The sequence below is a fragment of the Lentzea californiensis genome (genome assembly GCF_024648825.1).
In the GTDB taxonomy this organism is placed as follows: Bacteria; Actinomycetota; Actinomycetes; order Mycobacteriales; family Pseudonocardiaceae; genus Lentzea; species Lentzea californiensis.
The window spans coordinates 467,324-487,136 of the sequence record NZ_JANBBE010000006.1 but is presented as its reverse complement, the minus strand read 5'-3'; the positions used below and the strand labels follow the sequence as shown (position 1 = coordinate 487,136).

General features: G+C 71.0%; 18 protein-coding genes. 12 read left to right on the top strand and 6 right to left on the bottom strand.

Annotation, left to right across the window (positions count from 1 at the left end; genetic code table 11):
* Positions 1 to 60 precede the first annotated feature (60 nt).
* Positions 61 to 2,766 carry a sensor domain-containing protein gene (locus LX88_RS24440; protein ID WP_258950138.1) on the bottom strand — a complete coding sequence of 902 codons (2,706 nt, stop codon included), beginning with the start codon at positions 2,764 to 2,766 and terminating at the stop codon, positions 61 to 63.
* Between the two features lie 251 nt (positions 2,767 to 3,017).
* Here LX88_RS24440 and LX88_RS24435 point away from each other — a divergent pair, with 251 nt between their 5' ends.
* Positions 3,018 to 4,163 carry a beta-ketoacyl synthase N-terminal-like domain-containing protein gene (locus LX88_RS24435; RefSeq protein ID WP_372511406.1) on the top strand — a complete coding sequence of 382 codons (1,146 nt, stop codon included), beginning with the start codon at positions 3,018 to 3,020 and terminating at the stop codon, positions 4,161 to 4,163.
* A gap of 59 nt (positions 4,164 to 4,222) precedes the next feature.
* Positions 4,223 to 5,029, top strand: a complete 807-nt coding sequence (locus LX88_RS24430; protein WP_258950136.1) for an endonuclease/exonuclease/phosphatase family protein — start codon at positions 4,223 to 4,225, stop codon at positions 5,027 to 5,029.
* A gap of 22 nt (positions 5,030 to 5,051) precedes the next feature.
* On the opposite strand, the gene LX88_RS24425 is transcribed toward LX88_RS24430, so the two are convergent.
* Positions 5,052 to 6,320: a hypothetical protein gene (locus tag LX88_RS24425; protein WP_258950135.1), complete on the bottom strand. Its 1,269-nt coding sequence runs from the start codon at positions 6,318 to 6,320 to the stop codon at positions 5,052 to 5,054.
* Positions 6,321 to 6,533: 213 nt separating this feature from the next.
* Between LX88_RS24425 and LX88_RS24420 the strand changes: the two genes are divergently transcribed.
* The 7 genes from LX88_RS24420 (at position 6,534) to LX88_RS24390 (ending at position 14,117) form a co-directional block, all read left to right on the top strand.
* On the top strand, positions 6,534 to 8,054 hold the full coding sequence (locus LX88_RS24420; RefSeq protein WP_258950134.1) for a sugar ABC transporter ATP-binding protein: 1,521 nt from the start codon (positions 6,534 to 6,536) through the stop codon (positions 8,052 to 8,054).
* Complete coding sequence (locus tag LX88_RS24415) at positions 8,051 to 9,073, top strand: ABC transporter permease (protein ID WP_258950133.1); 1,023 nt, start codon at positions 8,051 to 8,053, stop codon at positions 9,071 to 9,073. The genes LX88_RS24420 and LX88_RS24415 overlap by 4 nt, the downstream gene beginning before the upstream one ends.
* 42 nt (positions 9,074 to 9,115) lie before the next feature.
* The gene (locus LX88_RS24410; protein WP_090064158.1) at positions 9,116 to 10,150 is read left to right on the top strand and encodes a substrate-binding domain-containing protein; all 1,035 of its coding nucleotides are present in this window, start codon (positions 9,116 to 9,118) and stop codon (positions 10,148 to 10,150) included.
* Between the two features lie 47 nt (positions 10,151 to 10,197).
* The gene (locus tag LX88_RS24405; protein WP_258950169.1) at positions 10,198 to 11,337 is read left to right on the top strand and encodes a Gfo/Idh/MocA family protein; all 1,140 of its coding nucleotides are present in this window, start codon (positions 10,198 to 10,200) and stop codon (positions 11,335 to 11,337) included.
* Positions 11,338 to 11,351: 14 nt separating this feature from the next.
* Entirely contained in the window at positions 11,352 to 12,359 is a 1,008-nt protein-coding gene (locus LX88_RS24400; protein WP_258950132.1) for a sugar phosphate isomerase/epimerase family protein, read from the top strand.
* 42 nt (positions 12,360 to 12,401) lie between these two features.
* Entirely contained in the window at positions 12,402 to 13,625 is a 1,224-nt protein-coding gene (locus LX88_RS24395) for an ROK family transcriptional regulator (protein WP_258950131.1), read from the top strand.
* 216 nt (positions 13,626 to 13,841) lie between these two features.
* Positions 13,842 to 14,117 (top strand): LuxR C-terminal-related transcriptional regulator, encoded by a 276-nt coding sequence (locus tag LX88_RS24390; RefSeq protein WP_258950130.1) that lies wholly within the window; start codon positions 13,842 to 13,844, stop codon positions 14,115 to 14,117.
* A gap of 54 nt (positions 14,118 to 14,171) precedes the next feature.
* Here LX88_RS24390 and LX88_RS24385 read toward each other — a convergent pair whose 3' ends face one another.
* A complete protein-coding gene (locus tag LX88_RS24385; RefSeq protein WP_258950129.1) occupies positions 14,172 to 14,909 on the bottom strand; it encodes a D-Ala-D-Ala carboxypeptidase family metallohydrolase in 738 nt (245 codons plus the stop codon).
* Between the two features lie 150 nt (positions 14,910 to 15,059).
* Positions 15,060 to 15,473, bottom strand: a complete 414-nt coding sequence (locus LX88_RS24380) for a MarR family winged helix-turn-helix transcriptional regulator (protein ID WP_258950128.1) — start codon at positions 15,471 to 15,473, stop codon at positions 15,060 to 15,062.
* 56 nt (positions 15,474 to 15,529) lie between these two features.
* On the opposite strand from LX88_RS24380, the gene LX88_RS24375 reads away from it, so the two are divergent.
* Entirely contained in the window at positions 15,530 to 16,222 is a 693-nt protein-coding gene (locus tag LX88_RS24375; RefSeq protein ID WP_258950127.1) for an alpha/beta fold hydrolase, read from the top strand.
* Here LX88_RS24375 and LX88_RS24370 read toward each other — a convergent pair.
* Positions 16,219 to 16,782, bottom strand: coding sequence for a TetR/AcrR family transcriptional regulator (locus tag LX88_RS24370; RefSeq protein WP_258950126.1), 564 nt, complete (start codon positions 16,780 to 16,782; stop codon positions 16,219 to 16,221). The genes LX88_RS24375 and LX88_RS24370 overlap by 4 nt on opposite strands.
* Positions 16,783 to 16,888: 106 nt before the next feature.
* Here LX88_RS24370 and LX88_RS24365 point away from each other — a divergent pair, with 106 nt between their 5' ends.
* Positions 16,889 to 17,323, top strand: coding sequence for a DUF6069 family protein (locus LX88_RS24365; protein ID WP_258950125.1), 435 nt, complete (start codon positions 16,889 to 16,891; stop codon positions 17,321 to 17,323).
* 141 nt (positions 17,324 to 17,464) lie between these two features.
* Positions 17,465 to 19,321 carry a serine/threonine-protein kinase gene (locus LX88_RS43845; protein ID WP_307790905.1) on the top strand — a complete coding sequence of 619 codons (1,857 nt, stop codon included), beginning with the start codon at positions 17,465 to 17,467 and terminating at the stop codon, positions 19,319 to 19,321.
* On the opposite strand, the gene LX88_RS24350 is transcribed toward LX88_RS43845, so the two are convergent.
* Positions 19,318 to 19,785, bottom strand: a complete 468-nt coding sequence (locus LX88_RS24350; RefSeq protein WP_258950123.1) for a VOC family protein — start codon at positions 19,783 to 19,785, stop codon at positions 19,318 to 19,320. The two genes, LX88_RS43845 and LX88_RS24350, sit on opposite strands and share 4 nt — an antisense overlap.
* Positions 19,786 to 19,813 lie beyond the last annotated feature (28 nt).

Sequence of the window (19,813 nt, the reverse complement as noted above, 5' to 3'; positions counted from 1 at the left end):
CTGAGCGTGAATTACCCAGCCGAGCTTCTGAGCCACACCACTGGCCTCACCGGCGGGCCGTCACAGGTCGGCCAGCGGCACGGGCCTGCCCAGCAGGAACCCCTGCGCCTGGTCGCACCCGAGCGTCCGCAATATCTCCAGCTGTTCCACCTGCTCCACCCCTTCGGCGATCACGGTCATGTCGACCGCGTGCGCCATGGCGATGATGCTGGTGACGATCGCCTCCGCCTCGTCGGACCGGCCCAGCCCCGTCGTGAAGGAACGGTCGATCTTGAGCGTGTCCAGCGGCAGGGTGAGCAGCTGCGCGAGGGACGAGTAGCCGGTGCCGAAGTCGTCGATCGCCAGCCGCACGCCCAGCTCGCGCAACGCCGCGAGGGTGCGGGCGGCCAGCGCCGGGTCGCGGGTCAGGGCGCTCTCGGTTATCTCCAGGCACAACGAGCTGGGGTCGAGCCCCGCCTCGTGGGTGGCGTGCCGGATCGCGGACACCAGCCACGGGTCGTCGAGCTGGCGGGCCGACAGGTTCACGGTCAGTTCCAGGCCCGGTGCCAGGTCGGCGATCTCGCGGGTGGCGGTGTGCATCATGTGCGCGCCCACGATGTTGATCAGGTCGCTCTCCTCGGCGAGCGTGATGAACTCCGCCGGGGAGATGAGGCCGTAGCGCGGGTGCGTCCAGCGCAGCAGGCCCTCGACGGCGGTGCGCTCGTCCGTGCGGAGGTCGACGATCGGCTGGTAGGCGACCCACAGCTGGTCGCTCAGCGGTGCCGTGCGGAGGTCCTGTTCCAGCTGCAGCCTGCGCTGGATGCGGTCGCGCAGCTCGACGTCGAAGAACGCGATGCGGCCCCGGCCCCTGGTCTTCGCGTGGTACATCGCCAGGTCGGCGTCGCGGAGCAGGTCGGCGCCGTTGCGCGGGTCTCCCGGCTCGGCCAGGACGATGCCCACGCTCGCGTCGACGTGCAGCCTGCGGCCGTCCACGAAGATCGGCCGGTTCAGCTCGGCGCGGACGTGGTCGGCGAGGGAGGTCGCCTCGTCCGGGCCGGCCACGCCGTAGGCGATGACGGTGAACTCGTCACCGCCGAGCCTGCCCACGACGTCGCCGCGGCGGGAGCTGCGGCTCAGCCTCGACCCGACGACCCGCAGCACCTCGTCACCGGCGCTGTGGCCGAGGGAGTCGTTGATGACCTTGAACTTGTCCAGGTCGATGAACAGCACCGCGGTGAGACCCGACCGGTGGGCCCTGGCGGCGGGACTGAGCCGGTTGATCGTCACCGTGCGGTTGCACAGGCCCGTCAACGCGTCGTGCGTCGCCTCGTGCTCCAGCTGGCTGTCGATCATGCGGCGTTCGGTGATGTCGGTGAAGGAGATGACCGTCGCCGAGGGCGTCATCCCGTCCTGGGTCAGCGCGCGGGCGCTCAGCGACAGCCAGACGTGGGTGCCGTCCGGCCGCAGCGCGCGCAGGATCCGGCCGTGCTGCGCCTTGCCGGTGGCCCGGGTGATGGCCGACGCGTACTGCTCCTGCGGGACCGGCTGCCCGGACTCGTCGTGCAGCTCGGCCAGTGACGCGGGCTGACCGATCACCTCCTGGGCGCGCACGCCGAGGATCCGCTCGGCCGCCGGGTTCACGGACTCGACGAGACCGGTGGCGCCGACCACCAGCACGCCCTCCTCGATGGCCGCGACCACTGAGGTGAAGTGGTGCTCGGCCCGCCTGCGCGCCGTCTCGTCCGCGCAGACCAGCACGTAGCCGTCGTCCATCCGGGCGACCGACACGCGCACCGCCAGCGCGCCACCGTCGGAACGCCGGTGCACCGCGTGCACGACGCCTCCCGCGTCCAGGACCTCCTCCGGGTCCAGCGGCGCACCCACCACCTCACCGATGGACTGCCCGATCGCCTCGGCGGCACGCCGGCCGTAGACGTTCTCCGCGCTGCGGTTCCAGCTCGTCACGACGCCGTCGGAGGTGGTCGCGATGAGCGCGTCGCTGACGTGCGCGGCGAGGGCGGCCTGGTAGCGCAGGGCCGCGGCGGCCGCCTTCTGCTCGGTGACGTCCCGCATGATCACCTGGAACGCCGGCCGGCCCTCCCAGGTCGTGCGCACCGAGACCGACTCGATGTCGGTGGTGCCGCCGTCGAACCGGACCAGCACGGCGTCGGCGGGGTCGCTCGTGGCGCCCGGCTCGGTCAGCTTCGAGATCCGCTGCATCATGTCCTGCTGCGAGTGCGGGTGCACGAAGTCGGTGATCGGGCGCCCGATCAGCTCGGACTCCGACCGCGCCCGCACGAACTGGACCGCCGCCGGGTTCGCGTACACCAGCAGGCCCGCCTCGTGCACCACGATCGCCTCGGGGGCGAGGTCCACGAGCAGCCGGTACCGGTCGGCCAGGTCCGCGAGCTCCTGCTGCTGGACGTGCCGCCTGGTCACGTCGGCGACCACGCCGACCAGGGCGCGGGCGGACTCGTGGGTCGAGACGCGGGCGCGGAACTGGAGCCAGCGCGTGCCGATCGAGGTCTCGAGGGGCTGTTCCAGCTCGAAGTCCTGCCAGGCCGCCGCCTTCGTGGCCACGTTCAGCGGGGCGGTCAGCTCGGCCAGCCGGGCGCGCACGGTGTCCTCGTCGGCGCCGGGCACGCCGATGACCGCGTCGAGGCCGGGCATCCAGCCGAGCTCGCCGGCGTCGAGGTCCAGCCACCACACGACGGCGGCCCCGACCGAGAGCGCGAGCTCGACCAGCAGTTCCTGGTCGAACCCGGCGTCACCGATCAGGCCGCTCACGTCTCGGCCCCCAGATCCGGGTGTTGGCACTGTGAAGTCCTACTACACACTCGACCAGAGCCGCATCCGCCTGGCGTGAACATGGTGAGCCGTTATATCCGGTCGGCGGGACCGCCCGATGATCAGGGTTCGGTTCTGACAGTCCACTGTGGACGGCCGGGTGGCATTTCGCAAGCCGGTTTACACCGTTATCCTTTCCCGAAGAGGTGTCGGCCCTCAGTCTGGGGGATCTGGATATGGTCGCGCGAAGCATGGGCATTTGTGGAATCGGCGTGGTCAGCGCGTACGGGTGGAACCGCCGGTCGCTCTGGGAGGGACTGATGAGCGGCAAACCCGCCGCGTCGATCGTCCCGGAACTGAACCGGTTCCCGGGCGACACCGTCTGGGCCGCGTACGTCGCGCAGGGCGGTGACCCGGTCGACGGGCCGAGCCGGTTCGCGCGTGCCATGCGAGCCGCCGCCAGGGAGGCGATCGACGACGCGGGCGCTCGCGGCTGGCGTCCCGGCCGGAGGGTCGGCCTGCTGCACGCGGTCGTGCTGGGCGAGGTCGACCTGTGGCGCGACTTCTACGTCACGCGCGGTGGCGAGTTACCCGTGCACGACTACTTGGCGTTGATGCCGTCCACACCGATGTCGACGTTCATGCAGGAATACGGTTTCCACGGTCCCGCCATGAACGTCTCGGCCATGTGCGCGTCCGGCAACGCCGGACTGATCACGGCGAAGGCGTGGCTGGACGCGGGAATCGTCGACGACGTCGTGTTCGTCGCGACAGATCTGTCGCTCACCCCGGAGAACGTCTCCCACTTCGTCCGGCTGGGAGTGGCCATCGTGGACGCGGAGCCGCTCGACGCGTGCCGCCCGTTCCAGGAGGGCAGCAGGGGCTTCGTGATGGGCGAGGCGTCGGTGGCGTTCGTCCTTTCGCGAAACGCGGTCAACCCCTACGCCCTCACCCTCGGTGGCGCGATGTCCCACGACGCGTACCACGTGACGTCGATCGACCCGCGGCTCGACCAGGTCACCGCCTGCTTCACCGACGCGCTCGACAACGCCGGGGTCAGCGCGGCCGACGTGCGCTACCTGAACGCGCACGGCCCGGGCACCGCGCAGTGCGACACCGCCGAAGCGGCGGTGCTGGACCAGCTCTTCGGCCCGGACACCGGCATCTACTCCGTGAAACCGCTGACCGGGCACTGCCAGGGCGCGGCGTCGGCGATCGAGGTCGCGGTGACGGCGATGGCCTACGACACGGGGACGATCCCGGCATCACCGGTCGTCGCACCGGCACATCCGCGGCTGCTGGACGGGCCGACGCCGTTGCGCGGCGGGCTCACGGTCAAGTCGTCGCTCGGCATGGGCGGCCACAACTCGGTGGTGGTGCTGGCGCCACCGGCCTAGCAATTGCATCGTCGTGCAATTGGTGTCGGTTCCGAGGGTGAGATCCCTACGGTCGTCTGATGTTGAAGCTGATGACGGCGGCACTCGCGGTGCTGGCGAGCGTGGTGGTCCCCGCGCAGAGCGCGGCGGCGGCCGAACGGTTCTGGGAGCTCCAGCTGAACCTGTGCAACAGCGGGATCGCCGGCTGCTACCAGCAGGGCCGTTCGGTCCCCGAGGCCGGTGACCTGATCGTCCGCCTGCGACCGGACCTCGTGACGCTGAACGAGATCTGCCGCAACGACCTGGCGGACCGCCTGGTGCCGTCGATGCTCACGGCCTGGCCGGGCGACCGGATCCACCAGTTCTTCGCGCCCGCGCTGAGGAAGGACACCGGCACGCCGGTGAAGTGCACCAACGGCCAGGACTACGGCAACGCGGTGATCGGCCGCGTGCCGGCGGCGGCCTACCAGGGCGTGAAGACGTGGACCGGCAGGTACACGAGCCAGGACACCGGCAACGAGCAGCGGACCTACGCGTGCGTGTACGCGATCGGTCACCACCTGGGCTGCACGACGCACCTGTCGGCGTCCAGCGAACCGGTCGCGCTCGCCCAGTGCCGGTCCTTGCTGTTCGACGTGATCCCGCAGATCAGGGCCGCGGAGGGGTTCACCGGCCGGACGGTCGCCGGCGGCGACTTCAACCTGGAGTACGACACCTCCGACCCGGAGAACGCCCAGAACTGCGTCCCGCCCGGCCATGTCCGCAAGGGCGACGGCAGCGTGCAGCACGTCGTGTTCTCGAACGACCTCGCGTTCGTCAGCACGCAGGAGTACTCGATGCGCTACACCGACCACCCCGCGTTCCTGGTCCGCCTGACCAAGCCCTGAGGCTCGGTCAGGCGGGCGCCGTTCAGCAGGCGGGGAAGAACGCCCTGGTGCCGCCGGTGGCCTGCCGGTCGCTGAACCGGCAGCCGAACCGCGGGTCGTCCGTGCGGCGCACGTCGTCACCGGCCGGCCGCTTGCCCCGGTCCACCCACGTGGTCAGGTCGCGCCACGCGGTCCCGGCCTCGGCGGGGGAGAACTCGCAGTGGTCGACCGTGCGGATGGCGCGCTGCACCAGCAGGTGGGTGCGGCCGAAGCGGGCGGCGTCGTCGCGGTAGTCCTGCTCCATCGAGAACGGCACGAACAGGTCGCCGATCCCGTGCAGCGACACGACGGGAGCACTCGGCAGGCCCTGCACGGCAGGGATCTGCGTGAGCGCCCAGGTGTGACGAGCGACGGGGTTGGCGGCCCGGACCCGTTGCACGGCCGCGTCGACGTCCACCGGCGAGTTGGGCCGGTAGCGGGTGGTGAGGTTCGTGGCGATCTGCAGCGGGTTCTCCGCGAGGCTGGTGCTGGAGGAGTTGGTGACCAGCCCGAACAGGAAGTCCTTCCAGTAGGCGTAGGCCGCCTCGGTGCCGGGCCGGGCGCCGCCGGACAGGGTGGCGACGACGGCCTTGAACTGGTCGTCACGCCCGGCCAGCGCTTCCTTGATCTCGGGCACCACGACGGTCGCGTAGTCCGGCGGAAGGGGATAGGCCTTGATGCCGGTCAACGCCTGCGCGACGAGGTGGTAGCTCAGGAAGTAGTCGAACAGCTCGTGGTCGCCCAGCACCCCGCACATGGGCAACGCGCCCGTGTAGAACCCCGGGTACTGCTCCAGCGAACGGGCGATGACGTGCCCGCCCATGGACGCACCGGCCAGGAACACCTTCGAGGGCCGCTGCACCTTCCGCGCGAACAACGTGGCGAGCTCACGGGTCGTCGTGACACCGGCCCGGACGTCGTAGGCGTTGCTGTAGTAGGAGGACGCGGCCCACGCGTAGCCCTCGTCGAGCCAGCGCTGCCGTAGGCCGAACGGCGGAGCGTCGACGGTGAGGACCTTGCCGTCACCCCGATAGCCGTGCGCCCACATCGCGAGCCGGCCGTTCCAGCGCGGCGGCACCTCGATGACGTAGCCGGCGTGGCTGTGCACGCCCTGCAGGACCTTCGTCGGCTTGCCACCGACCAGTGCCGGGGCGAGAGGCGGGTTGACGATCGTGTAGCCGGGCAACGGCCGATCGCCACCGGTGGCCGCCGCGGGCTGCGCGACGACGGACACGAGGAGGAACGACAACGCGACGCTGAGCAGTCGTCTCATGCCCGGGACGCTACCTGCGGGCGGCCGTCGGCGACAGGAGTCCGTTCGGCTGCACGTGGCGACCTCGTGGAGGCGCCGGTCAAGGGAAAACTTGGCCGATATGTGCCACCCCGACCACCTTGTCGCAGGTGGGACGTCTCATTAGCGTCATTCCGGTAAGACCGAATTCCCTTCTGGCACAACGGTTGCCGGAGCCCCCCGGAGGACTCGATGGTGAGCTCGCCCGCGCGTGCGAACGCGCTGCTGTCCGTGCAGGGGCTGGTGAAGCGCTTTCCCGGTGTGACCGCGCTGGGAGGTGTGGACTTCGACGTCCGCGCGGGGGAGGTCCACTGCCTGCTCGGGCAGAACGGCGCCGGCAAGTCGACGCTGATCAAGGTGCTGTCCGGTGCGCACCGCCCCGACGAGGGCGAGATCCGCTGGCGGGGCGAGGTCGTGGAGTTCGGCGACCCGACGGCCGCGATGCGCAGCGGTGTGGCCGCCATCTACCAGGAGCTCGACCTCGTGGCCGGCTTGTCGGTGGCCGACAACGTGTTCCTCGGTCACGAACTGTCCACGGCGGGGTTCAGCCGGCGGGCAGAGGCGCGCCGCAGGACCCGCGCGCTGCTCGATCGCCTGGGACACAGGGACATCTCGCCCGACCGCGATGTCGGCCGGTTGTCCGTGGCGCACCAGCAGGTCGTCAGCATGGCGCGGGCGCTGTCGCTGGACGGGCAGCTGCTGATCATGGACGAGCCGTCGGCCGTGCTGGACCCGGACGAGGTGCGGGTCCTGTTCGGCGTCATCAGGGAGCTCACCGCCCAGGGGGTGGCGGTGATCTACATTTCGCACCGGCTGGCCGAGATCAGGGAGATCGGCGACCGGGTGACCGTCCTCAAGGACGGCCGCACGGTCGCGACGGGTCTGCCCGCCCGCGAGGTGAAGACCTCGGAGCTGATCTCGTTGATGACCGGGCGGGTGCTGGACAACGTGTACCCGCAGCGGTCACCTCTCGACCCGGCCGCACCCGAGGTGCTGGTGGTGCGCGGACTGGCCGACGGCGACCGCTTCGCCGGCGTGGACCTCACGGTCCGCGCCGGTGAGGTGGTCGGGCTCGCGGGTCTCGTGGGATCCGGCCGCTCGGAGATCCTGGAGACCGTCTACGGCGCGCGCAAGGCGGCCGAAGGCACCGTGGAGGTCGACGGCAGGCGCCTGCGACGAGGAAGCGTAGGCGCCGCCGTCCGCGCGGGGATGGGGTTGTGCCCCGAGGAGCGCAAGAGCCAGGGCCTGCTCCTCGATCAAGCCGTGTACCGCAACATCACCGTCTCCTCGATGTCGTCGTTCGCGAAGTTCGGGTTCCTGGACGACCGCGCCGAACGGGTCCGCTCGAGCCAGCTGACCGAGGCGCTGGACGTCCGGCCCGCCGGCGTCGACCGCCTGGTGCGCGGACTGTCCGGGGGCAACCAGCAGAAGGTCGTGCTCGCGCGGTGGTTGCTGCGGGAGTGCCGGGTGCTGCTGCTGGACGAACCCACCCGTGGCGTGGACGTGGGTGCGCGCAGCGAGATCTACGAACTCGTCCGTCAGCTGGCCGACTCCGGTGTCGCCGTGGTTGTCGTGTCCAGCGACGTCGAGGAGGTCCTGGGCCTGGCCGACCGGGTCCTGGTGGTGCGCGAGGGCCGGGTGGTCCACGACGGCCCGGCCGACGAGATCGACGAGTCCCGGGTCCTCGACCTGGTCATGGAAGGACAGCCAGCATGAGCGAGGACACCGCCGTGCCCACGCAGCAGAGAACACCGGTCGCGAAGGAGTCCGGCATCTCGGCGCTGCTCGGCTCCGCGGCCGGGCGCAACACCGGTCTCGTGGTCGCACTGGTCCTGTTGTGCGTCGGCGGTGTGGTCACCGCCGGCGACCGGTTCGCCGACGTCGACAACCTGCTCACCATCCTGCGGCTCGCGGCGGTGATCGGCGTCGTGAGCATCGGCATGACGTTCGTGATCACCGGCGGCGGCATCGACCTGTCTGTGGGCGCGATCGTCGCGCTCTCCTCGGTGTGGGCCACGACCCTTGCCACGCAGGGGATAGCGAACGACACGCACTGGATCGTCATGGTGTTCACCGCGTTGCTGGTGGGCGGCGCGTGCGGACTGGTCAACGGCGCGCTCATCGCCTACGGCCGGGTCGTGGCGTTCATCGCGACGCTGGCGAGCCTGGCCGCCGCCCGCGGTCTCGCCGAGATCCTCTCCAACCGCAAGACGCAGATCGTGAACGTGCCGGGCTTCGCCGCGTTCTTCGACGCGTCGGTGCTGGGGGTGCCGGTGCTCGTGGTGATCTTCGCACTCGTCGCCGTGGGCGGGTGGGTGCTGCTCAACCGCACCACGTTCGGGCGGCGGACGTTCGCCGTCGGCGGCAACCCGGAGGCGGCGCGCCTCGCCGGCATCAACGTGCGGCGCCACACCGTGATGCTCTACTCGCTGCTCGGCCTGTGCTGCGGGCTCGCCGCCGTCATGCTCATCGCCCGCACCACGACCGGCAGCGCGACCCACGGCGGTCTGTACGAACTCGACGCGATCGCCGCGGTCGTCATCGGCGGCACGCTGTTGTCCGGCGGGCGCGGCACGATCGCGGGCACCGTCTTCGGCGTCCTGATCTTCACCACGCTGTCGAACGTCTTCACGCTCAACAACCTCTCCATCTCCGCCCAGGCCGTCGCGAAGGGCGCGATCATCGTGGTCGCCGTCCTCCTCCAGCAGCGGCTCGCCCGACGCAGCGGCGCTTGAGGCCGCGACCACCACCGCCGCACTCCGAGGAGATAGAAACCCATGCAACACAAGAGAGTCGTCCGATTCGCCGCCGTGCTGACACTCGGCGTCGCGCTCACCGCGTGCACGGGCAACACCCCCGAGCCCCAGGGCGGCGGGAACCAGGGCGGCGGTGTGAAGGTCGCCAACGACGAGCCGGGCAAGAAGGTCGTCATCGGCTTCTCCGCACCGGCCGCCGACCACGGCTGGATGGCCGCGATCACCGACGCCGCCAAGAAGGAGGCCGGCAAGTACTCCGACGTCGAGCTGCGCGTCGTCGAGGGCACCAACGACCCCAACCTCCAGATCAGCCAGGTCGAGACGTTCATCAACGACAAGGTGGACGCGATCGTCCTGCTGCCGTTCGACGGCGCGGCGCTCACCCCGGTCGCGCTGAAGGCCATGAAGGCCGGCATCACCGTGATCAACGTCGACCGCCAGTTCGACAGCCCGTTCGCCGCGCGGTCCACCGTGCTCGGCGACAACTACGGCATGGGCGTGTCCGCCGGCACGTACGTCTGCGAGCGGCTCAAGGACAAGCCGGGCTCCGTGGTCGCGGAGATCGCCGGCATCGACTCGCTGCCGCTGACGCAGGACCGCAGCAAGGGCTTCGCCGAGGCGCTCGCGGGCTGCGGGCTGAAGGTCGGCAACCGCGTCGCCGCCGAGTTCACCGTGGAGAGCGGTGAGCGGGCCGCCGCGAACCTGCTGCAGGCCGCACCCAAGATCGACGCCCTGTGGAACCACGACGACGACCAGGGTGTCGGCGTCACCGCCGCCATCAAGAACTCCGGCCGCAGCGAGTTCTTCATGGTCGGCGGCGCGGGTTCGGCCAACGTGATGCGCGAGATCAAGGCGGACAACGGCCCGCACAAGGCGACCGTGATCTACCCGTCCACCCAGGGTGCCGACGGCATCCGGCTCGCGCGGCTGGCCGTGCAGGGCAAGGCCCTCGGCGACCTGGTCGAGGTGGAGGTCCCCCGGCAGGTCCAGCTCTACGCACCGGTCGTCACCAAGGACAACGTCGACCGCTACCTGCCGACCGCCTTCGAGTCCTGAGAAACCGAGAGGACCGCATTGTGACGACGCCGGAGCTGGGCATCGCGATGATCGGCCACGCCTTCATGGGAGCCGCGCACTCCCAGGCGTGGCGGGTCGCGCCGCGCTTCTTCGACCTGCCGCTGCGACCGGTGATGTCCGTGCTCTGCGGCCGCGACGCCGAGCGCACCGCGGCCGCCGCCGAACGCCTGGGCTGGGCGGAGGCCGTGACCGACTGGAAGTCCGTGCTGGACCGCGACGACGTGCACGTGGTGGACATCTGCACGCCGGGTGACACGCACGCCGAAATCGCGGTCGCCGCCCTGGAGGCGGGCAAGCACGTGCTGTGCGAGAAGCCGATGGCCAACAGCGTCGCCGAGGCCGTCGCCATGGCCGAGGCCGCCGGACGCGCCGCGCAGCGCGGGGTGCGGGCCATGGTCGGGTTCAGCTACCGGCGGGTGCCCGCGCTGGGCCTGGCCCGTGAGCTGGTCGCCCAGGGCAGGCTGGGGCGCATCCACCACGTGCGCGCCCAGTACCTGCAGGACTGGATCGTCGACCCGGCCGCACCGCTGTCCTGGCGGCTGGACAAGGAGAAGGCGGGCTCCGGCGCGCTGGGCGACATCGGCGCGCACATCGTCGACGCCACCCAGTTCGTCCTCGGCGACACCATCAGCGAGGTGATGGGGACGCTGGTGACGTTCGTGCCGGAGCGTCCCCTGGCCGCCGCGCACTCCGGTCTGTCCGGTACCGCCGCGACCGGGCAGACCGGCCCCGTCACCGTGGACGACGCCGCGTTGTTCCTGGCGCGCTTCACCGGCGGCGCGCTCGGCTCGTTCGAGGCCACGCGCTTCGCCAACGGCCGCAAGAACGCGCTGCGCATCGAGATCAACGGCTCGAAGGGCAGCCTGGCGTTCGACTTCGAGGACATGAACGTGCTGCAGTTCTTCGACGGCACGGAGGACTCCGCCGTCGCGGGGTTCCGCCGGATCATGGTCACCGAGCCGGAGCACCCGTACGTGGGTGCCTGGTGGCCCGCCGGGCACGGCCTGGGCTACGAGCACGCGTTCACCCACCAGGCCGTCGACCTCGTGCGGGCGGTGGCCGCGGGCACCGACCCCACGCCGACGTTCGACGACGGACTGCGGGTGCAGCGCGTCCTCGCCGCCGTCGAGGCGAGCGCTGATTCCCGCACGTGGCAGCAGGTTTGAGGGGGAGACCGGAAATGGCACGTCCGATCACGCTGTTCACCGGCCAGTGGGCCGACCTGCCGTTCGAGGAGGTCTGCCGGCTGGCCTCGGGCTGGGGCTACGACGGCCTGGAGATCGCCTGCTGGGGCGACCACCTCGACCCGTGGCGGGCCGCGGAGGACGACGACTACGTCGCGGACCGGCTCGCGATCCTCGCCGAGCACGACCTGAAGGTGTGGACGATCTCCAACCACCTCACCGGTCAGGCCGTGTGCGACGATCCGATCGACGAGCGGCACCAGGGCATCCTGTCCGCCCGCAACTGGGGCGACGGGAACCCCGAGGGGGTGCGGCAGCGGGCGGCGGAGGAGATGAAGGCGACCGCGCGGGCCGCGGCCAGGCTCGGCGTCGACACCGTCGTGGGGTTCACCGGCTCGTCGATCTGGAAGACCGTCGCGATGTTCCCGCCGGCCCCCGCCTCGATGATCGACGCGGGCTACCAGGACTTCGCCGACCGCTGGAACCCGATCCTGGACGTGTTCGAGGAGGTGGGCGTGCGGTTCGCGCACGAGGTCCACCCGTCCGAGATCGCCTACGACTACTGGACGACCGTCCGGGCGCTCGAGGCGATCGGGCACCGGCCCGCGTTCGGCCTCAACTGGGACCCGTCGCACTTCGTCTGGCAGGACCTCGACCCCGTCGGGTTCCTGTGGGACTTCCGCGACCGGATCTACCACGTCGACTGCAAGGACGCCCGGCGCCAGGTCGGCAACGGGCGCAACGGCCGGATGGGCTCGCACCTGGCGTGGGGAGACCCGCGGCGCGGCTGGGACTTCGTCTCCACCGGACGCGGTGACGTGCCGTGGGAGCAATCGTTCCGGATGCTCAACACCATCGGCTACTCCGGCCCGATCAGCGTCGAGTGGGAGGACGCGGGGATGGACCGGCTCACCGGTGCCCCCGAAGCGCTGGAGTTCATCCGCCGCAACGCCTTCGACCCGCCGTCGGCCTCGTTCGACGCCGCGTTCAGCTCCGGCGGGTGACGACCGCGAACCACCTTTCCGTGCCGATGTGACAATTGTTCGATGGAGAGCACCTTGGGTGTCGAGGCGGGTTCGCCGGCCGCAGTGCTGCGCATGCTGATGGACGGCAGCCCGCGCACCCGGGCGGAGATCGTGGCCGCGACCGGTCTCGCCCGTTCCACCGTGCGCGCCAGGCTGGACCTGCTGGTGGCCGCCGGCCTGGTGACCGGCAGCGGCACGGGGGAGTCGACCGGCGGCCGCCCGGCCGGCAGGTTCGGCTTCAACCCGTCCGCCCACCTCGTGCTCGCCGCCGAGGTGGGCGCCACCCACGCCACCGTGGCCATCTCCGACCTGGCCTGCCGGCTGCTGGCCGTCGAGCAGGTGGACCTCGACGTGGCCGACGGCCCGGCGGCGATACTCCCGCTCCTCGTCACGACCTGGCGCTCGTTGCTGCGGACCGCCGGCCCCGCGGAGATCGCGGGCGTCGGCATCGGCCTCCCGGGCCCGGTCGAGCACTCCAGCGGCCGCCCGAACAACCCGCCGATCATGCCGGGCTGGGACGGCTTCGACGTCCCCGCGGCGATCGCGGCGGAGTTCGACGTGCCCGTCCTGGTCGACAACGAGGTCAACCTCATGGCCCTGGGCGAGCACACCGCCTCGCACCCGGACGTGCGGCACATGATCGTGGTGAAGGCGGCGACCGGCATCGGCGCGGGCCTGATCAGCAACGGCGTCCTGCACCGGGGCGCGGCGGGCGCCGCGGGCGACCTCGGCCACATCAGGGTGCCCCAGGGCGGCGAGGCGCTCTGCCGCTGCGGCAACACCGACTGCCTGGAAGCGGTCGCCGCCGGCCCCGCGCTGGCCGCGAAGCTGCGCGACCTAGGCCACCCCGCCGACTCGACCGCCGACGTGGTCGGCCTCGTGAGGGCCGGCAACCTGGAGGCGGGCCGCGTCGTGCGGCAGGCGGGCAGGGACATCGGCGAGGTGCTCGCCGGCTGCGTGAGCATGTTCAACCCGTCGCTCGTGGTCATCGGCGGCCTGCTCGCGGAGGCGGGCGAGATGCTGCTGGCGGGCGTGCGCGAGTCCATCTACCGCCGCTCGCTCCCGCTGGCCACGGAAAACCTCCGCATCGTCGCCTCGGGCGCCGGTGTGACCGCCGGTGCGCTGGGCGCGGCGGCGATGGTGGTGCGGCACGTGCTGTCGCCGGAGGTGCTGGACGCGCGCCTGGGCGAGGTCGCCGCCGGTGCCGCCGCGCCTGAGGTGCAGCTCTCTTCCAGCGCCACGTAGGCGCCGTCGTCCGAGTCCCGCCCCGACGGCTGCGGCCGGGGGTTCCGAGATGGCGACCTGGACGTGTCCTTCATCAGTCGTCCGTCTGCCGGTAGAGCGGCAGCGATCACGCATGCCCTGGTAATGGCGGCGTTCAGCCTGAAGATAGCTGTGATTTGACAGCAAAGTGCCGACTTTTGATTGACGGCCGCCAATAGTCCGGCATACAGTCGCCCTATGACTGTGACCCGCGTAACACCGGGGGTGGTCACCCACCTGTCCGTGGGCCAGGAGCCCACGATGGCGACTCAGCGCCTGCTGCGGCTCATGCGCACCGGCGCGACCGACCGTGCGATCGCCCGCGAGCTGGACGTCAGCCTCCGCACCCTGAACCGGCGCATCGCGCGCCTGCAGTCGATGCTCGGCGTGCAGTCGAGGTTCCAGCTCGGCGTGCTCGCCGCCGAGCTGGACTGGCTCGCGGTGCCCCCGAGGGCTCAAGCCGTGGGGGAATGAACGACGGCTCCCGTGCGGGAGCCGTCGTGTGGTGTGACCGGTCGTGTGGTGTGACTAGATGCCGCAGCTCGGTGCGGACCAGAAGCGGCTGGACTTGTGCGCGACGTGCACGTGGTCGTTGTGGCCGCTGTAGCCCGGGCCGAGGATCTCGTTGAAGCCGTGGTTGCGGGCCTGCTTCGCCAGTGCGCAGAAGCCCTGCGGCCCGGCGCCCAGGTCGACGGCGTCGCCGTAGAGGTGGCGGCTTCCGGACGCGCCGCCGACGGCGTTGTTGCACGAGACGCTGCGGAAGCCGCCGTTGACGTCGATCGGCCTGTCTCCCATGGCGTGCCGCATCGCCTGCAGCTTCCACATGGACACCAGGGCGTTGGCGCGTGCGGTCGCCGCCGAGACGTTGCCGCCCGACCAGTCGGAGTTGCAGTTGTTCAGCTCGTCGTAGGAGAAGTTGATCGGCGTGCAGTCGTTGTCCTGCAACGCGTAGAGCTTCGCGAACGTCGCCGGCCCGGCGATGCCGTCCGCGCCGAGGCCGTAGGCCTGCTGGAACCGGGTCACGGCCGCCTTGGTGCCGGGGCCGAACTGCCCGTCGAGGCCCAGCACGCCGCCGTAACCGGGGTAGCCGGCGACCCGGATCTGCAGCTGGCGCACGTCCTCGCCCGACGCCCCCTCCGACAGGGTGCGGCCCCAGGTGTAGCAGGCGTCGGCGGCCGAGATGGGATCCGCCTGTGCTGCTGCGGCGGGGGTGACGACCACGGCGGAGAGCAGGGCGAGGATTGGTAAGAGGAAACGGAGTTTCATGACAAGCGGCACCTTTCGATCACAGGGAGGTGCAGCGTGTCGAGGATCGGCCGGGTCTGTCAATGAGCCACCAAATGAACTTCGAGTGTGGCGAGGAGAAACCACCCGAACGGCCGCCACGGTGAACGCCGCGATCGTCCACAAAGGACTTCAGTCGCTCCCGAGCGCGATCTGCAGCAGATCGCCCAGCTGGTCGAGCTGTGCGGGCGACAGTGCGCTGAACGACGACTCGACGACGCCGTCGGCCAGGGCCTGCCCCTCGGCCCGCAGCCGGGCGCCCTCCTCGGTGAGGCGGTGGCGCACGGCCCGGCCCGGACCCGGAACCCGTTCGATCAGCCCGCGTTCGGCCATGCGCACCGCCAGCGAGCCGAAGGACTGGTCGGTCTGGAACGTCAGCACCGCGAGGTCGTGCAGCGAGGCGTCGGGCCGCCGGTGCAGGTGGCGCAGGGTGTCCCACTGCGCCAGGGACAGTCCGAGGGGCGCCAGCGCCTGGGTCAGTGAGCGGTGGTGGCGGTGCTGCAGGCGCTTCACGGCGAGCGCGACGTCGGCTGGGCGGTGCTTCACGTCGCTCAGCTTAACCAACCTTGCTTATATAAGTATCCTTATCTAAGGTTGCTTATATGACTCAGACGTACCTGCTCCTGCACGGCGGGGGCGGCGCCCCCACGATGACCGCGTTCGCCGCGCTGCTGGCCGAACGCGCGCAAGCCGAAGTCCTCGCGCCCACCCATCCCGGGTTCGGCGGCACCCCCAGGCCGGTCGAGCTGACCGGCGTCCGCGAGCTGGCGCGGTACTACGTCGCGATGCTGGACGGGCGGGACCTGACGGACGTCGTGGTGGTCGGCAACTCGTTCGGCGGCTGGCTGGCCGCCGAGATCGCGCTGTGCGGGAGCCCGCGCGTCAGCGGTGCGGTGATCGTCAACGGGATCGGCGCCATGGTCGACGGCCACCCCATGACCGACGTCAGCGGCCTGAGCGCCGCCGAGATCCGCTCGTTCTCGTTCCACGACCCGTCCAGGCTGCCCGCCCTGCCCGCGGGCGGCGCGGGGCCGAGCCCGGACGTGCGGGCGCTCATCGGTTACGCCGGACCGTCCATGTCGGATCCGTCGCTGCTCGGCCGGCTCGGCGACGTGAAGATCCCCGTCCACGTGCTGTGGGGCGAGAGCGACCGCATCGTCGATCCCGCCTACGGCAAGGCCTTCGCGGCCGCGATCCCGTCGGCGACGTTCACCCTGCTTCCCCGCACCGGCCACCTGCCGCAGGTCGAGACGCCCGAGGAACTGCTCGCCGCGTTGACGTCCGTCCTGGCCTAACCCGGCCGGTGCCCGTCGAGGAACCGGCGCACGACGGCCTCGGGATCGGCGGGCGCCTGCGTGGCCCGCTGGTCCACGCGCCGCGCGATGGACCGCATCATCACCGGCCCGACCAGCGCGAAGAACGTGTGCCGCGGCGGCTCGACGACGAGGGCGCCCCGTCGCTGGTGGTGCAGGATGACGGCGTCCACCCGCTCCAGCAGCCTCTCCGGTTCGGTGAGGACCGCGGCCACCTCCGGGCTGAACTTCGCCTCCCGCATCAGGGTGAGCACGACGCCGCCGCGCGTCTCGTAGAGCCGGGAGTAGTAGCTCACGATCGTGATCAGGTCGGCGGCCACGTCGTCGCCCGGTGCGTCGAGGTCGAGCGCGAAGCCGGTGAAGTTGCTGCGCACCGCCTGCCGCAGCAGGTTCTGCTTCGAGGTGAACCGGCGGAACAGCGTCGCCTCGTTAATCCCGGCGGCGTCGGCGATCGCGCGGGTGGTCGCCCGTTCGTACCCCTGCTCGGCGATCACCCCCAGCGCCGCGTCGAACACCGTCTCGTCGGTCACCCGGCCGGCCACGCACCCTCCTCGATATATGCAAGTGAGCACTTGCATCAGGGTGACCGGATGGCTACCTTGTTTGCAAGTGACCGCTTGCAATTAATCCTATCGAAGGACAGGGCTCATGGCCGACACCAGCTTCCCGGCTCGCTCCTCAGTTCTCGCGCCCAGCGCCGGAGAGGTCGTCGTCGGCCTCCTGGGGTCCGCCGCGGTCTCGATCGCGGTCAACGCCCTGATCGCCCTGGTCGCGGGCAACTTCATCCCCGCGGGCACCGAACGCGTGGGCCTGGCCTTCGCGGAGTACGCGCCGGCCACGGTGATCGGCGTCCTGCTCGGCACGCTCGGCTGGTACCTCGTGCGCCGCTCCGCCCGTGACCCGAGGCGCGTGCTGCGCGTCCTCGTACCCGTTGTCGTCGTGCTCTCGTGGATCCCGGACCTGGGCATCCTCGCGGGAGGTGCCACGGTGGCGAACTCGGTCGCGCTGATCGCGATGCACACCGTCGTCGCCGCCGCCACGGTGCCCGTGCTGGCGCGCGTCCTGCCGCTCCCCGTCCGGTGAGGCCTGCTCGGCGTCCGAACGTCTGAGCGCCTCCTCCGCGAATCAGGCGGCTCGCGGATTTGTAGGCTGCTGTCCGGTGGAACGCGCGGCGGCCGGCGCGCGTCGACTCGAACGGACGCGACGCTCGGGACAACGAGGACCATGACGGAAGAGACGTTCGGGCCGTACCGGATCGAGCAGCTGCTCGGTCGCGGCGGGATGGGCGAGGTGCACCGGGCCTACGACACGGTGCACGACAGGTTCGTGGCGCTCAAGAGGCTGTCGCCCGGCTACCACGACGACGAGGACTTCCGCGCCCGCTTCCGCCGCGAGGCGCAGATCGTCGCCCGCCTGCGCGAGCCGCACGTCATCCCCATCCACGCCTACGGCGAGATCGACGACCGCCTCTACCTCGACATGCGGCTGGTGGAGGGCGCCGACCTGTCGGACGTGATCCGCGAGGGCACCGTCGAGCCGGCACGGGCCGTGCGCATCGTCGACCAGGTGGCGAGCGCCCTGGACGCCGCCCACGCCGACGGACTCGTGCACCGCGACGTGAAGCCGTCGAACGTCCTCGTGACCTCCGGCGACTTCGTGTACCTGGTCGACTTCGGCATCGCCCGCAGCGTCTCACCGGCCGCGACGAGCCTGACCGCGTCCGGCTCCGTGGTCGGCACCCTCGACTACATGGCCCCGGAACGCTTCGAGAGCAGCCCGGTGGACGGCCGCGCGGACGTGTACGCCCTCGCGTGCGTCCTGTTCGCGTGCCTGACGAACCGCCGCCCGTTCAGCGCCGACGGCACCGCCGCCCAGATCTGGGCGCACCTGAACGAGGCGCCGCCCAAGGCGTCCCCGCTGAACCCGGCGGTTCCGGCGGCGCTGGACGACGTCATCGCGAAGGGCATGGCGAAGAACCCGGCCGACCGCTACACCACGGCGGGCGCGTTCGCGCGGGCGGCAGCCGAGGCACTCGCCAGTTCCGGACCTGTCGGGACTCCGCCTTCGGGACAATCCGGACTGGTCGCCGGCACGACTCCATCCGCGGGGCAGTTCGGGCTGGCCGGCACGACTCCGCTTGCAGGGCTTGCGGGGCCCGCTCGCGCACCCGGTGCCGCCACCCCGTCCGGAGGGTTCGCCACTCCCGCGGGACAGCCCGGCCCCTCCGCCCCTCCGACCCCACCAGGTGGGCACGCCGGACCCCCGGCCGGCTGGCCACGGCCCGTCGCGCCGGTTCCGCAGGGCCGTCCCCAGTTCCCCCAGCAGCCCACACCCCAGCCCTGGGCTCCGGCCCAGCACGTCGCGACCGGCCCTCAGCAGGTCGTGAACCCACCGCCGTACCCGCCGGCGCGCGTCCGGCCCCGCCCTGCCCAGCGGATCGCCATCGCCGGCGTCGTCCTCGCGGTCGCGGTGGCGTTCGTCACGACCATGGTGATCTGGGGTAACAGCGACAAGACCCGAGGGTCCGCCAAGTTCAGCAGCACCCCGGCCACCGCGACCACGACGACGACCACCACCACGACCACGAGCGCCACCCGGACGCGGACGCCGCAGGACGACGCGCTGCTGGCAGCCCTGCCGCTCGTCTACCAGAACGCCAAGTCCTGCGTGCCCACTGCTCCCGACAAGGACACGGTCGCCACCGTCCGCTGCACCACCGTGACCGTCGACGACCTGTACGCCCCGCCGCCGGCCGAGGCCGAGTTCCGGCTGTTCGCCGACCAGGCCAAGCAGAACGCGTTCTTCCTGGCACTGGTGACGAGCCGGGGCATCCCGCGGATGGACGACCGCGGTGGATGCCGGCCCAAGTCCGACCCCATCCACTACGCGCTCTTCTACCGCGACGTGTCAGGCCCGCTGCCGAACGAGTTCACCACCTGCTTCCTCGACGGCGGCAACGCCCAGGTCTGGTGGGTCGACACCAGGAACCTCACCATCGGCACGCTGAAGAAGCCGGGCGACATCGAAGTCCTCGACAAGCTCGACCTGTGGTGGAACCACCAGATCCTGTCGGCGTTCTAACCCTGCGCGTGGCCGGCCGCGACGTCGAGGATCCACGTCACGCCGAACCGGTCGGTGAGCATGCCGAACCCCGGCGCCCACGGCGCGGGGCCGAACTCCTCGATCACCGCGGCCCCGTCGGCGAGGCCCTTCCAGAGGGTGGCGACCTCCTCGACGGACTCGCCGCGCACGGAGAGGAAGAACGGCTCCGTGGTGATCGTGGCGCCGTTCGCGCGGTGGGTGGTGGGCTCGCCCTGGACGAACGGGACGTTCTCGCCGGGCACGTCGTAGGCCATGACGCGGAAGCCGTTGCCGGCGACGACCTGGCCGAAGACCACGTTCCGGGCGCCCGGCAGGTCGGCGGGCATGCCGAAGTCGGCGTAGGTGGCGATGGTGGCCTGGCCGCCGAACACCGACCGGTAGAACTCCAGCGCTTCCCGGGCCTGGCCGCGGAAGTTGAGGTGGGTGACTGCGTTGAGCGACATGGTGTCCGGTCCTTCACGAGTGGTTCTC